Genomic DNA, 12,927 nt, shown 5'->3' with positions numbered 1-12,927 from the left:
CCATGCACATGACTGATCGGGGGCTTCTGGCCCTCGTCCGGCACGAAGGACTCGTGCCCGGACCTTATCTCGACGTCAAGAAAGTCTGGACCTTCGGCATCGGGCATACCGGTGCCGCCGGTCCGCCAGAACCGGCACGGATGCCGCGTGGCATGCCGGATGATCTCGATGCAGGGATCCGCGAGGCGTTCCGGCTCTTCCGCGCAGACATCGTGGCCTATGAGGCCGAGGTGCTGCGCTCCGTGAAGGTGCCGCTGGAACCCCACGAGTTCGATGCGCTGGTCAGTTTTCACTACAACACCGGCGGCATCGCCAAGGCATCGCTGACCCGCCATCTGAACGCGGGCAACCGCGCCGCCGCCGCGCAAGCCTTCATGGGCTGGCTCCGGCCCGCTGCGATCCGCACGCGCCGCGAGGCCGAACGCGATCTGTTCCGGGATGGCCGCTATCCGACCGGCACCATCCCGGTCTGGGCGGTGGATCGCAACGGACGGGTGGATTTCTCGCGGCCAGTCCGGCGACTGCCCGAGGCTGAGGCGCTGGCATTGCTGCGCCCGACGAGCACGCCGGAGCCATTGCCTCTGCCGCCCCAACCGCCTGCTACCCGGTCGTGGTGGCAGCGGCTGATGGAAATCTTTAACGGAAAGGCAACATCATGAACTGGAACCTCGCACGCGGGCTGGTCTATCTGGCCTGTCTTGCTGCCTCTGGTCTGGGCATAGCCGGGCTTGCGGATTTCGATCTGATGACCGGCAGCTTCGACCTGCGGCCCTTCAACCTCTACGCCCTGACCGGCACGGCCGGGGGCGTGGTTTCCTCCGCACTGGCCTCGGTCGCTCTGTGGCGCGGCTGGGGGCGGAAGTGAAGGCGCTCCCGCCCGCACTTCAGGCCCATCTCGACGAGGGCACGACGACGCTGGCCTGGTGCTGGCGGATCGTGCGGGCCGATGGGGTGACGCTTGGCTTCACGGACCACGACCGCACCCTGATGTTCGATGGCACCGATTTCGAGCCGGAGAGCGGCTTCGCAGCCTCGGAAGTGCGCTCTGGCTCCGACCTCTCCGTCGATGCGCAGGACGCCCAAGGAGTGCTGACCTCAGACCGGATCACCGAGACAGACATCCTCGACGGTCGCTGGGACAATGCGGCTGTCGAGGTCTGGCGCGTGAACTGGGCCGCGACCTCCCAGCGCCTGCTCATGCGGCGCGGGGCCATCGGCCAGATCCGCCGCGGGCGGCTGGCCTTCGTGGCCGAGGTGCGATCACTGGCCCATGTGCTGGGCCAGACCGTCGGCCGGACGTTTCAGGCGACATGCGACGCGGCCCTTGGCGATGCGCGCTGCGGGGTCGATCTCGAAGCCCCGGCGTTCAAGGGCACTGGCGCAATCATCGACCTGTTGCGCGACCGTGCCTTCACCGCTTCGGGGCTGGGCGGCTTCACCTCCGGCTGGTTCACCTTCGGCACGCTTGACTGGACCAGTGGTGCCAATGCGGGGCGTCGGGCCGAGGTATTGTCCCACGACCTCATCGACGGGGTCGCCATCCTGACCCTGCTGGAAGCGCCGGTGCGCGCCATTGCAATGTCCGACACCTTCATCATCCGCGCCGGATGCGACAAGCGCATCGCGACCTGCGGCACGAAGTTCGCCAATGTCGCCAACTTCCGGGGTTTCCCCAATATCCCCGGCCAGGATGCGGTCCTGCGCTATGCCACGACTGATGGCGGCCACGAGGGGGCGGTGCTGTGACTATGGTCGACTCCGATAGGGTCATTGCCATCGCGCGGTCCTGGCTCGGCACGCCCTATCACGATCAAGCCAGCCTGAAGGGCGTCGGATGCGATTGCCTTGGACTGGCGCGCGGCGTCTGGCGCGATGTCGTCGGGCCTGAACCTTTCCCGATCCCATCCTACAGCCGGGACTGGGGCGAAAGCGGCCCGCGCGAGGTTCTGGCCGAGGGCGCGCGCCGCATGATGCCGGAGATCGCACCCGGCGATGCCTCACCCGGCGCGTTGATCCTGTTCCGCATGATGCCCCGCGCCATCGCCAAGCATGTCGGCATCCTGACCGGCCCCGACACCTTTCTGCACGCCTACGAGCGGCTCGGCGTGATCGAGGAACCGCTGACCCCAACATGGCGACGGCGCATCGCCTTCGCCTTCCTGTTTCCCCAACGCTGAGAGTTCTCCATGGCCACCCTTGTCCTCGGCGCTGTCGGTACTGCCATCGGCGGGGCTTTTGGCGGCGCGATCCTCGGCTTTTCCGGTGCGGCCATCGGCGGCTTCATCGGATCGACCGTGGGGTCGGTGGTCGACAGCTGGATCGTGTCCTCGCTGGCTCCGACCCAGCGGATCGAGGGCGCGCGGCTTGATACGCTGCGCATCACCTCGGCCACCGAGGGTGCGGTGATCCCGCGCCTTTACGGCCGGATGCGGATCGGCGGCAACATCATCTGGGCCACTGACTTCCGCGAGGAGACCAAGACCACAACCCAAGGTGGCGGCAAGGGTGGTGGTGGCGGCAAGGTCAAGACCACCGAGTACCTCTACTATGCGTCCTTCGCCGTGGCGCTCTGCGAAGGCCCGATCACCGGCATTGGCCGCGTCTGGGCCGATGGCAAGGCAATGGACATGACCGGCGTGACCTGGCGCTGGTATCCCGGCAACGAGGCGCAAACCGCCGATCCGTTCATTGCAGCCAAGATGGGCTCGGCCAATACGCCCGCCTATCGCGGCACGGCTTACGTCGTGTTCGAGGATCTGGCGCTGGCCACCTTCGGCAACCGCCTGCCGCAACTCAGCTTCGAAGTTTTCCGCCCGCTGGCCGATGCCGACACCGCCGAGGGACTGAACCGCGCCGTCACCCTGATCCCGGCCTCGGGGGAGTTCACATATGCCACCGAAGCGATCCGCAAGGGCAGCGGCGGGGCAACCGTGGCCGAGAACTTGAACGCGCTTCCCGACCAGCCCGACATCGTCGTGGCGCTGGACCGGCTGCAGGCCATGGCCCCGGCGGTCGAAAGCGTCAGCCTTGTCGTGGCGTGGTTCGGCAACGACCTGCGCGCGGGATCCTGCAAGGTGAAGCCAGGTGTCGAGGTCGCCTCCAAGGCCACCACGCCCGCCAACTGGTCGGTGAACGGGGTCAGCCGCGCCAGCGCCCATCTGGTCAGCCGTGATGTCGAGGACCGCCCGGTCTACGGCGGCACGCCTGCGGATTTCGCGGTGGTGCAGGCGATCCAGGAGATGAAGGCGCGCGGGTTGCGGGTGACGTTCTACCCGTTCCTGCTCATGGATGTGCCGCCCGGCAACACGCTGCCGAACCCCTACAGCGCCAATGCCGCCACGCCCGGCCAGCCCGCGTTTCCATGGCGCGGCCGGATCACCTGCGCCCCAGCGGCGGGTTTCGTTGGATCGGTCGACAAGTCCGGCACGGCGGCAACGCAAGTGTCAGCGCTGTTCGGGGCGGCGACGCCGGGGAATTTCAGCGTGTCGGGCGAGAGCGTCAGCTTCACCGGATCGCCGAGCGACTGGGGCCTGCGCCGCATGGTGCTGCACTACGCCCATCTCTGCGCAGCGGCAGGCGGTGTCGATGCCTTCCTGATCGGCGCCGAGATGCCCGGCCTGACCACCGTCCGCTCGGGGGCCAGCACCTATCCCGCCGTCACCGCCTTCAAGACCCTTGCGGCCGACGTCCGCAGCATTCTCGGCGCGGGCACCAAGATCGGCTATGCGGCGGACTGGTCGGAATACTTCGGCCATCATCCGCAGGACGGCAGTGGCGACGTCTATTTCCACCTCGATCCGCTCTGGTCGGACGCCAACATCGACTTCGTCGGCATTGACAACTACCTGCCGCTGTCCGACTGGCGCGACGGCTTCGACCATGCCGATGCTCTCGAAGGCTGGCCCGCGATCTACGACCGCGCATATCTGCAGGCGAACATCGCCGGTGGTGAAGGCTTCGACTGGTTCTATACCAGCGCCGCTGACCGCTCTGCACAGATCCGCACGCCCATCACCGATGGCGCGGCAGGCAAACCGTGGGTGTTCCGGCCCAAGGATATCCGCGCCTGGTGGACGAACCCGCATTACAACCGGCCGGGCGGGGTGGAGAGCGGCGTGCCGACCGCATGGATCCCGCAGTCGAAGCCGATCCGGTTTACCGAACTCGGCTGCCCGGCCATCGACCGGGGCACCAACCAGCCGAACGTCTTCTTCGACCCGAAGTCGTCCGAGAGCTTCACGCCGTATTTCTCGCGCGGCTGGCGGGACGACGCGATCCAGCGCGCCTACCTGGAGGCCAGCTACCTGCATTGGGGCGACCCGGCTAACAACCCGACCTCCACCATCTATGGCGGCCGCATGGTGCATGTGCCGGAATGCGCAGCCTGGACCTGGGACGCGCGGCCCTATCCGTTCTTCCCCGAACTGACCGATGTCTGGACCGATGGCCCGAACTGGCGGCTGGGGCACTGGTTGACCGGACGGCTGGGGGCGGTCTCGCTGGCGGGCCTCGTGCGTCACCTGTGCCTCCGTGCCGGGATGCCCGAAGCGCTGATCGACGTGTCCGGCCTCTGGGGGGCGGTCGAGGGTTATGCCATCACGGCGCTGGAAGCACCACGCTCCTCGATCAGCACGCTGGCCCGGCATTTCGGGTTCGATGCGATCGAGACGGAAGGCATGATCCGCTTTGTCATGCGCGGTCGGGCGTCCGTTCTGACCTTGGCGCACGATGACCTCGTGGCCTCCCGCGAGGGCGAGGCGCTGGAACTGGTCCGCGCGCAGGAAACCGAACTGCCGCAGGCGCTGAAGTGGCAGGTGGCGCGCGCCGACGAGGACTATGACGCTGCCCTTGTCGAAGCCCGCCGCATCACCGTCGACACCACCCGCATCGCCTCGGAAAGCTTCCCGATGGCGATCCCGCCCGAGGAGGCCGAACGCCGCTGCCGCCGCGCGCTGATGGAAGCGTGGATCGGCCGCGAAAGCGCCACCTTCCGGCTACCGCCTTCGCGGCTGGCGCTGGACCCCGCCGACGTGATCCGGCTTGTGCATGACGGTCGCGACATCGAGTTGCGGCTGGTATCCATCGCCGATTCCGATGGGCGGGGCGTCGAGGCCGTCCGCCAGGACCGCGCCGCCTATGACCTGCCACCCGGCGATCCGCGCACCGTGACGCTGACCCGGGCCGTGGTATTCGGCGCGCCGGATGTGGTGTTGCTCGACCTGCCGCAACTGTCCGAGGACCAGCCCGCGCACCGGCCGATGGTCGCGGCCCATGCCGTTCCTTGGCCGGGCGAGATGGCGGTGTTCCGCAGCCCGGGGTCGGATGGCTTTGCCTTGCTGACCACCTTCGGCAGCCGCGCTCGGATCGGCACGCTGGTGTCGGATTTCTATCCGGGCCCGACCTCTCGCTTCGATCTCGGCAATGCGCTGGTCGTGGATATGGTCTCAGGCACGCTGGAAAGCGTCACCGACCTGACCCTGTTCGGCGGCGCCAATGCGTTGGCAGTGGAGGCAGCACCGGGCAAATGGGAGATCGTGCAGGCGGGTGTCGCCGAACTGATCGCCACTGGGCGCTATCGCCTGACCCGCCTCCTGCGCGGCCAGCGCGGCACCGAAGCCGCAATCGGCAATCCCACCCCGGCTGGGGCACGGGTGGTGATACTGGACACAGCGCTGGCTCCGCTCCCGATCGCCGAGGCCGATCTCGGTCTGCCATGGAACTGGCGCATCGGCCCCGCGGCGCGATCCGTCAGTGACGCCAGCTACACCCCGCTGGCCTTCACGCCAGCCGGTCGCGGCCTCGTGCCCTTCGCCCCGGTCCATGTCGCACAACCGTGGCGGACAGCGCGCAGCCCGGGCGATCTGACGATCCGCTGGACGCGCCGGTCGCGTGCGTTGGTGGCCGATGCCTGGGAACAGGTCGAGGTGCCGCTAGCCGAAGATCTGGAAAGCTACGACGTCCAGATCCTCGACGGGGCAGCGGTCAAGCGGACGCTGACCAGCAGCACGACCTCCGTCCTCTACACCGCTGCCCAGCAGACCGCCGACTGGGGCGCGCTGCTCGGCCCCGGTCAGACACTGGCAATCCGCATCTACCAGCTCTCGAACCGCCTCGGTCGCGGCGATCCCGCAGTCGTCACACTTCAATTCTGAAGGCCCCACATGTCCGACACCTCCACGCATCTTGGCCTGCCATACCTTCTGGCGTCCCAAGCCCAGAAGCATGTCACCCACAACGAGGCCCTGCGCCTGCTCGATGCCATGGTGCAACTGTCGGTCCTCGACCGCACGCGCACCACGCCGCCCGCCAGCCCCGCCGATGGCGATCGGCACCTCGTAGCTTCTGGGGCGACCGGGATATGGGCCGGGTGGGATCTGAACGTGGCCTTCTGGGTCGATGGCTCCTGGCTGCGCCTGGTACCGCGCCAAGGCTGGCTGGTCTGGATCGCGGCCGAGCAGGTCTTTGTCGTCTGGAATGGAAGTGCCTGGGACCCAGTTGGCGTGCCGCAGGATGTCTCTGACGCGATCTTCAGCCTCGTCAACGACGCCGATCCGACGAAGATGGCGCTGTTTTCGCTGTCGGGGATCACCACCGGCACGACCCGGACCTTCACACTGCCCAACACCTCCAGCGAGTTGGCGATCCTTGCAGGCACCCAGACCTTCACGGGCAACAAGACCTTCTCCGGCACGCTGACCGCCTCGGGCACCGTTACGGTTTCGGCGGCCTCAGCCAGCATCGGCACAGCGACGACGACCGCCACCTACGGCATGGGCACCGGGGCGACGACCACCGGCGTCACCAAGACCGTGAACCTCGGCACCGGTGGCGCATCCGGATCGACCACCGTCGTCAACATCGGCTCGGCCACGGCAGGGGCCGGGGGCACCACGGTGGTGAACACGCCCACCGTGACTTTCGCCAATGCGGTGACGCAGGTCGGCATGCCCCAGGCCAACCTGACCGCGCAGCTTCTCGGCCTCGGCGGGGCGACAGCCGACAGCTACAATCGCGTGTCGGTCAATACCCCGGCACTGCTGTTCAACAATGCAGGCGCAGGCATCGAGGCCACCGTCAACAAGGCGGCCGCCGGAAACGACGCGGCATTCGCCTTCAAGACCGGGTTTTCGGCACGGGCGCTGATCGGCCTCTTGGGCAATGACGACTTCAGCTTCAAGGTCAGCCCGGATGGGTCGGCCTTCTTCGATGCCATCAAGGTGGACCGGACCAATGGCCAGGTGGAACTGCCGCAACCCACCATCCTGCCGGGGCTCAGCGCCGCTCCATCCCCTCCGCCCAGCGGCAAGGCGGCCGTATATGCGCGCAATCGGGCGGGGGCCCCTTGGATCGACGTCATGCGCCCCTCCGGCCGGGACTTCCCGCTTCAACCCCACTTCGGGGTCAACCGGATTGCCAACTGGTCGCCCTCGGTCACAACAACGATCACAACAGAAGGCCTGCCGATCACCTCGGTCGGCACCGTGTCCACCCCCACGCTGGCTGCAACGAACCTGGCCGCCAGCATGCGCCGCTGGCGGCTGACCTCGGCGGCGGTGGTGGATTCTGCGGCCGAGCAGCGTTCTGCCGGTTGGGCCTGCTGGCGTGGCAATGCGGCGGGATTGGGCGGCTGGACCTTCGTCACGCGGATTTCGCTCACGACGCTGCAGGCGACCGGCATGGGCTTCTTCGGCCTCTACGGCTCCACCGCCGCGCTGGCGACCACCCTGACGCTGGCCGCCGCCATCAACTGCATCGGCATCGGCTTCCAGCGTGGCACCCACACCCGTTGGCAGCTGGTCGCGAACGACGGCACCGGCGCACCGACACTCACCGACATGGGCGCGTCCTTCTCCATCGCCACGGGCGGGGTACTGACGCTGCTCATCGCGGCACCGCCGAACGGCAGTTCCGTCTGGGTGCGGGTGGTTGACGAGGTGTCCGGCGCTGTGTTCGAGCAGGAGATCACCGCCGACCTGCCTGCAAACACGCAGTTCCTTTCGCCGCGCCTCTTTCTCAATACAGGCACGACAGCCGCCGCGGTCGCCTATGACTGTGCCGGGGTCTACCTGGAAACCGACTTCTAGGCTTCTCGCCTGCCGCGGCTCGCGGGTGGTTCAGGATCTCGCTGCGTTCCGGGAGTACACGTCCAGCGAACCGTCGCGACGGATCAGCAGGACGTCATAGGCATCGCGCTCGTCCTCCGGCCCCATGCCGGGCGAACCGTAGGGCATACCAGGGACCGCAAGCCCGACCGCATCGGGGCGTTCGGCCAGCAGGCGCCGGATGTCGACGGCAGGAACGTGGCCTTCAAGCGCATAGCCATCGACCACGCCGGTATGGCAGGAGAAAGCCTTCGCCGGGACGCCATGGTCCATCTTGAAGCGGATCAGCAGCGTTCCCATCGACACTTCGTCCGTCACGGTGAAGCCTTGCTCGCGCAGGTAGTCGACCCAGGCATCGCAGCATTCACAGCCGCGTCCCTTGACGACATGGATCGGTGGTTCCGCTTGCGACCAGGCGGCGCGCCCCGGGACCGCGACGCTGGCCGCTGCCGCAAGCAGCAGGTTGCGCCGTCCGATGTGCTGCCCGCTCATCCCCGATCCCCTACTACCAAAGCTTCAAAGCCCGTCTCGCGGCGCCATGTCGTCAGCGCATCAAGATCCTCGGACGAGGCAATCTCTTGTTCCGGCAGGGCGTCCCGGTCCGTCGGATCGACCGGCCGACCGTCAACGCGGACCTCGTAGTGCAGGTTCGGGCCACTTACGAGGCCCGTCGCGCCAACGGCACCGATGCTGTCACCGGCCTTGACCCGGGTGCCTTCCCGAACATCCTCGGCAATCTCGGACAGATGGGCATAGCGCGTCACAACCCCGCCGCCGTGATCGATGTCGATGGTCAGACCGTAACCTCGGATCGTACCGGCAAAGACCACACGCCCGGCACCGGTGGCCGAGACCTCGGTTCCGACCGGAGCGGCATAGTCGATCCCGGTGTGCATCCGCACGCCCCCGAGAACAGGATGGTTGCGTCGCCCGAAGACAGACGACAGCCGGGCACCGAGGATCGGCGCGGCAGACCGCTGGACGGCTTCCCCGTCCTCGAACACGATGACGGGTCCTGCGGCTTCGGTGGCGACGAGCTCAAGCACCCGGTCTGCAAGTTCCAGCCGCGCATAGTTCAGCCGAGGCTCGCCCGCGATGCTGCCGTCAGGAAGCTGGTCTTCCTGCCAGACCAGCGCGAAGGTCTCGCCGCCCTGCAGATCGCGCCGGAAATCGACCTGGCCCGCGAGGAGCGCAGTCAGGTCCACGGCGAAGCGCTCCGGCGCGTTGCGCGCGACGAGGGCTTCGTAAAGCGTGCCGTCAAGCACCAGCGTCTCCCGCCGGTCCGTCTCACGGATCGGAGGCTCAAGGCGCTCGGCTGTCACCTGGCCATTGAACGTCAATGCAATCTCGACGCCATCTTCCACGAAAAGCGACAGGCGCGTCAGGCTGGTCGGATCGCCCGATGCGGCCGTCCACTCGACGCGATGACCGGGTCGCAGGTCGGTCAGGTCGTAGACCCCCGCAAGCGCCAGGGCGGCCTCGGCCCGGATGCCCGCGGGGACACCTGCGCGGTCAAGCACGCTGTCGAGCGTGTCGCCTGAGGCGACCGTCACATCGATCACGGCTGGACCGTACGCGGTCGGCGGGTCGGCAACAGCCCGCAAGGGCACAAGAGTGGTGGCGACGAGGACGATGAGGGCAGAGCGGATCATCTGGCAGAATGACCTTTCAGCTGATGGTTCGGCGGATCTTCGGAACGGCGAAACGCCGATCCTCGTGATAATCAATGATGCTGGCAAAGCGCCCGTCCGGGTGGAACAGGAACACCCCGGCTGTATGGTTGACCGTATAATCGCCATCGCGCGGCACCTTCTCGAACCACGCGCGAAATCCCGCGGCGGCGCGTTCGACCTCGGCCAACGGGCCCGTCAGGCCGGTGATGCGCGGATCGAAATTCGCGAGGTAGTCGGACAGGACGGCCGGCGTGTCACGTTCAGGGTCCACCGAGATCAGGGTGACGTTCAGGCGGTCAGCCTCGGGACCGAGATCCTCGAGCCAGCCCGAGATGTCGCTGAGCGTGGTCGGACAGACGTCGGGACAGAAGGTAAAGCCGAAGAAGATCATGGTCGGGCGCCCGATCCAGTCGGACGGCCGGACGGTTGCGCCGCGCTGGTCGGTCAGCGTGAAGTCCATTTCGGCGATCGGCAAAGGCAGACGTGGGTCTGTGGCAGGCGCGGTGCCGCGGCTGCGCCATGCCCCGAGGCCGAGCGTGAAAGCCAGCGCCCCCGCCACCCCGCCGAGGCCGAGGATCACTGCCCTGCGTGTTCGCAATCCGGCCCCTCCGCCCGCATGGACAGGACCTCGACCGGCACCGTCACCTCGCCCGCGTCGCGGAAGGTCAATGTCACGGGGAAGCCCTCGCCTTCCTTCAGGGTGGTTGTCAGGCCCATCAGCATTCCGTGATAGCCCCCGGGCGCCAGCGCCACCGTCTGTCCCGCCGGAACCGGAACCGACATGGCGTGCGGCATCGAGGCGACGCCGTCCGTCACGACAGTTTCGTGCAGCATCGGCATTCCCGCGACGGGCGTCGCGATGCCGACCAGCGCGTCATCGGCGCTGCCTGTGTTGGTGATCTCGACATAGAGCACGCCGGGGCGTTCGGCGCCGATCGTCGCGCGGGACCATGCGTGCTCGATCATCAGGTTTCCGATGGTGAAGGTTTCGCAGGCCAGGGCAGGCAGGCCGACAAGGGACAGAAGGGCGGCAAGGATCGGGGTTCTCATGGAGCCTCACAGTCTGGAACGAAGGTCATTCAGGATGTCACTGGCGGGCGTGCCGTAGGCGAACTGGCGCAGCCAGTCGCCATCGGGCCCGATCAGGTAGAGCGCCGGGCTGTGCGACATGGTGTAGCCATCCGGCGCGGCCGGGTCGTCCTGGCGTTCGAAGTAGATGTGGAAGCTCTCCGCGGCGGCGCGCGTCTGCACCTCGTCTCCGGCGAGGCCCAGGATCGCCGGGTGGAAGGCGGATGTGTAGGCGGCAAGCCCCAGACGGCGGTCGCGGACGGGATCGACGGAGATGAAGATCGGTTGCACCTTGTCGGCGTCCGATCCGAGGTCATCCATGACCTGCGCGACCTCGGACAGCGTGGTGGGGCACACGTCCGGACAGCTCGTGAAGCCGAAGAACATCAGAAGGTGCTTTCCCGCGAAGTCCGCCTCGGTGCGGATCCGGCCCTCGGCGTCGGGCAACGAAAACACCGGGCGAAACGCGGCCTCGGCCCGGGGCGGGGTTGCCGGATCGGCCACCAGAACCCAGGTTCCATAGGCCAGACAGGCCAGGCCCGCGGCTGCCCAAAGGGCTTTCTGGAATGTTGTCAGTCTCATGCGGTCCCTGTCTATGATGCGGCGTGCCTAAACCCTCCAGCGGCTTGAGGTTCAAGCGAAAAAGCCCGGTGTCACGGAAAGATGAGGCGTCAGCCGAGCAGAACCGTCGCCAGCAGATTGATGTTCAGCACGATGATCGTGACCGCGATCAGCGCGCAGAGCGCGGTAAGCCAGCGGGGGGCCACCAGATCGCCCATCTTGGCCCGGCTTGCCGTGAACATCACCAGCGGCACGATGGCGAAGGGAAGCTGGAAGGACAGCACGACCTGGCTCAGGATCAGGAGCTGGCCGGTCTCCTCGCTGCCGTAAAGCAGGATCACGGCCATCGCCGGGACAATGGCGATCAGCCGGGTGATCAGCCGCCGCAACACCGGGCTGATGCGGAAGGCGATGAACCCTTCCATCACGATCTGCCCTGACATCGTGGCTGTCACGGTCGCGTTCAGCCCACAGCACAGAAGCGCGATGCCGAACAGGGTCGGGGCGATGGCGCTGCCAAGCAGCGGCGAAAGCAACGCATGCGCCTGATCGATCTCGACGATTTCGGTTGTGCCGCTGGCGTGGAACGTCGCGGCGGCGAGGATCAGGATCGACGAGTTGACCAGAAGCGCCAGCATCAGCGCGATGGTCGAATCCCAGGTCGCAAGCCGCAGCGCCTCGCGCTTGCCGCCCGGATCCTGTCCGAAGGCCCGGGTCTGCACGATCCCGGAATGGAGGTACAGGTTGTGCGGCATCACGGTCGCGCCGATGATGCCGAGCGCGATGTAAAGCATCTGCGGATTGGTCACGATCTCGGTCGAGGGCGCAAAGCCCGCGATCACCGCGCCCCAGTCGGGGTCGGCCATCGCGATCTGCACGAAGAAACAGGCCGCGATCACCGCCAGAAGTGCGATGATGAAGGCCTCGATCCACCGAAATCCCTTGTTCTGCAGCCAGAGGATCAGGAACACGTCGGCCGCGGTGATGAAGATGCCGATCTCGAGCGGGATGCCGAACAGAAGGTTCAGGCCGATGGCCGTGCCGATCACCTCCGCGAGGTCGGTGGCGATGATCGCCGCTTCGGCAAACAGCCAGAGCGGCACCGACACCCAGCGCGGAAAGGCATCCCGGCAAGCCTGCGCCAGGTCGCGGCCCGAGGCGATGGCGAGCCGCGCGCAGAGCGATTGCAGAAGGATCGCCATGATGTTCGACAACAGCGCAACGAAGAGCAGCGTGTAGCCGAAGGCCGCCCCCCCGGCGAGCGAGGTGGCCCAGTTCCCGGGGTCCATGTAGCCGACCGCGACGAGGTAGCCCGGTCCGATGAAGGCAAGGAACCGGCGGAAGGGCGACGCGCCGCGCGGCACTGCGATCGAACGGAACACTTCGGACAGGGACGGCGTGGTGCTGTCGGTACGCCAGGCATGGATCGGCATGGATGGAACCCCAGAAGGACGCGTCTGCAAAGGCCGGGCGCAATATGTTAGATGGTGCTAACAATTCTCCCCATGGCTTTACTTGTCAAT

The 12,927-nt window shown here is 67.0% G+C and carries 12 protein-coding genes; 6 read left to right on the top strand and 6 right to left on the bottom strand.

The genetic code is table 11. The features are described from left to right. Window positions 1-2: 2 nt before the first annotated feature. Genes ACEYYA_RS10725 through ACEYYA_RS10700 form a run of 6 tightly spaced genes read left to right on the top strand, consistent with a single transcriptional unit; the run spans window position 3 to window position 8,084 of the window. Complete coding sequence (locus ACEYYA_RS10725; RefSeq protein ID WP_374800456.1) at window positions 3-659, top strand: lysozyme; 657 nt, start codon at window positions 3-5, stop codon at window positions 657-659. Then, the gene (locus ACEYYA_RS10720; RefSeq protein WP_374800454.1) at window positions 656-865 is read left to right on the top strand and encodes a hypothetical protein; all 210 of its coding nucleotides are present in this window, start codon (window positions 656-658) and stop codon (window positions 863-865) included. Before ACEYYA_RS10725 ends, ACEYYA_RS10720 begins: the two co-directional genes overlap by 4 nt. After that, window positions 862-1,746, top strand: coding sequence for a DUF2163 domain-containing protein (locus ACEYYA_RS10715; protein WP_374800452.1), 885 nt, complete (start codon window positions 862-864; stop codon window positions 1,744-1,746). The genes ACEYYA_RS10720 and ACEYYA_RS10715 overlap by 4 nt, the downstream gene beginning before the upstream one ends. A 2-nt stretch (window positions 1,747-1,748) precedes the next feature. Beyond that, window positions 1,749-2,177 (top strand): NlpC/P60 family protein, encoded by a 429-nt coding sequence (locus ACEYYA_RS10710; protein ID WP_374800450.1) that lies wholly within the window; start codon window positions 1,749-1,751, stop codon window positions 2,175-2,177. Between the two features lie 9 nt (window positions 2,178-2,186). Continuing rightward, window positions 2,187-6,152: a baseplate multidomain protein megatron gene (locus ACEYYA_RS10705; protein WP_374800448.1), complete on the top strand. Its 3,966-nt coding sequence runs from the start codon at window positions 2,187-2,189 to the stop codon at window positions 6,150-6,152. Window positions 6,153-6,161: 9 nt separating this feature from the next. Next, a complete protein-coding gene (locus ACEYYA_RS10700; RefSeq protein WP_113901558.1) occupies window positions 6,162-8,084 on the top strand; it encodes a DUF2793 domain-containing protein in 1,923 nt (640 codons plus the stop codon). Window positions 8,085-8,114: 30 nt separating this feature from the next. Here the strand turns inward: ACEYYA_RS10700 and ACEYYA_RS10695 are convergent, their stop codons facing one another. The 6 genes from ACEYYA_RS10695 to ACEYYA_RS10670 all read right to left on the bottom strand — a co-directional run bounded on the left by ACEYYA_RS10695 (window position 8,115) and on the right by ACEYYA_RS10670 (window position 12,837). After that, a complete protein-coding gene (locus ACEYYA_RS10695) occupies window positions 8,115-8,594 on the bottom strand; it encodes a DUF411 domain-containing protein (protein WP_021096150.1) in 480 nt (159 codons plus the stop codon). Next, window positions 8,591-9,754, bottom strand: a complete 1,164-nt coding sequence (locus ACEYYA_RS10690) for a M23 family metallopeptidase (RefSeq protein ID WP_021096151.1) — start codon at window positions 9,752-9,754, stop codon at window positions 8,591-8,593. Before ACEYYA_RS10690 ends, ACEYYA_RS10695 begins: the two co-directional genes overlap by 4 nt. 16 nt (window positions 9,755-9,770) lie before the next feature. Further along, window positions 9,771-10,373 (bottom strand): SCO family protein, encoded by a 603-nt coding sequence (locus tag ACEYYA_RS10685; RefSeq protein ID WP_021096152.1) that lies wholly within the window; start codon window positions 10,371-10,373, stop codon window positions 9,771-9,773. Next, window positions 10,352-10,825: a copper chaperone PCu(A)C gene (locus ACEYYA_RS10680; protein WP_021096153.1), complete on the bottom strand. Its 474-nt coding sequence runs from the start codon at window positions 10,823-10,825 to the stop codon at window positions 10,352-10,354. The genes ACEYYA_RS10685 and ACEYYA_RS10680 overlap by 22 nt, the downstream gene beginning before the upstream one ends. A 6-nt stretch (window positions 10,826-10,831) precedes the next feature. Next, a complete protein-coding gene (locus tag ACEYYA_RS10675) occupies window positions 10,832-11,425 on the bottom strand; it encodes an SCO family protein (RefSeq protein ID WP_021096154.1) in 594 nt (197 codons plus the stop codon). Window positions 11,426-11,514: 89 nt separating this feature from the next. Further along, window positions 11,515-12,837 carry an Nramp family divalent metal transporter gene (locus ACEYYA_RS10670; protein ID WP_021096155.1) on the bottom strand — a complete coding sequence of 441 codons (1,323 nt, stop codon included), beginning with the start codon at window positions 12,835-12,837 and terminating at the stop codon, window positions 11,515-11,517. Window positions 12,838-12,927: the final 90 nt, after the last annotated feature.

Origin of the sequence: Paracoccus zhouxuedongae, from assembly GCF_041927815.1 — a bacterium.
Lineage (GTDB): Bacteria > Pseudomonadota > Alphaproteobacteria > Rhodobacterales > Rhodobacteraceae > Paracoccus.
This window is presented reverse-complemented; position numbering and strand designations above follow the sequence as displayed.

Coding starts and splice junctions, on each gene's coding strand:
- ACEYYA_RS10725 (WP_374800456.1), top strand. CDS start 3: ATGCACATGACTGATCGGGGGCTTCTGGCCCTCGTCCGGCACGAAGGA.
- ACEYYA_RS10720 (WP_374800454.1), top strand. CDS start 656: ATGAACTGGAACCTCGCACGCGGGCTGGTCTATCTGGCCTGTCTTGCT.
- ACEYYA_RS10710 (WP_374800450.1), top strand. CDS start 1,749: ATGGTCGACTCCGATAGGGTCATTGCCATCGCGCGGTCCTGGCTCGGC.
- ACEYYA_RS10705 (WP_374800448.1), top strand. CDS start 2,187: ATGGCCACCCTTGTCCTCGGCGCTGTCGGTACTGCCATCGGCGGGGCT.
- ACEYYA_RS10700 (WP_113901558.1), top strand. CDS start 6,162: ATGTCCGACACCTCCACGCATCTTGGCCTGCCATACCTTCTGGCGTCC.
- ACEYYA_RS10695 (WP_021096150.1), bottom strand. CDS start 8,594: ATGAGCGGGCAGCACATCGGACGGCGCAACCTGCTGCTTGCGGCAGCG.
- ACEYYA_RS10690 (WP_021096151.1), bottom strand. CDS start 9,754: ATGATCCGCTCTGCCCTCATCGTCCTCGTCGCCACCACTCTTGTGCCC.
- ACEYYA_RS10680 (WP_021096153.1), bottom strand. CDS start 10,825: ATGAGAACCCCGATCCTTGCCGCCCTTCTGTCCCTTGTCGGCCTGCCT.
- ACEYYA_RS10675 (WP_021096154.1), bottom strand. CDS start 11,425: ATGAGACTGACAACATTCCAGAAAGCCCTTTGGGCAGCCGCGGGCCTG.
- ACEYYA_RS10670 (WP_021096155.1), bottom strand. CDS start 12,837: ATGCCGATCCATGCCTGGCGTACCGACAGCACCACGCCGTCCCTGTCC.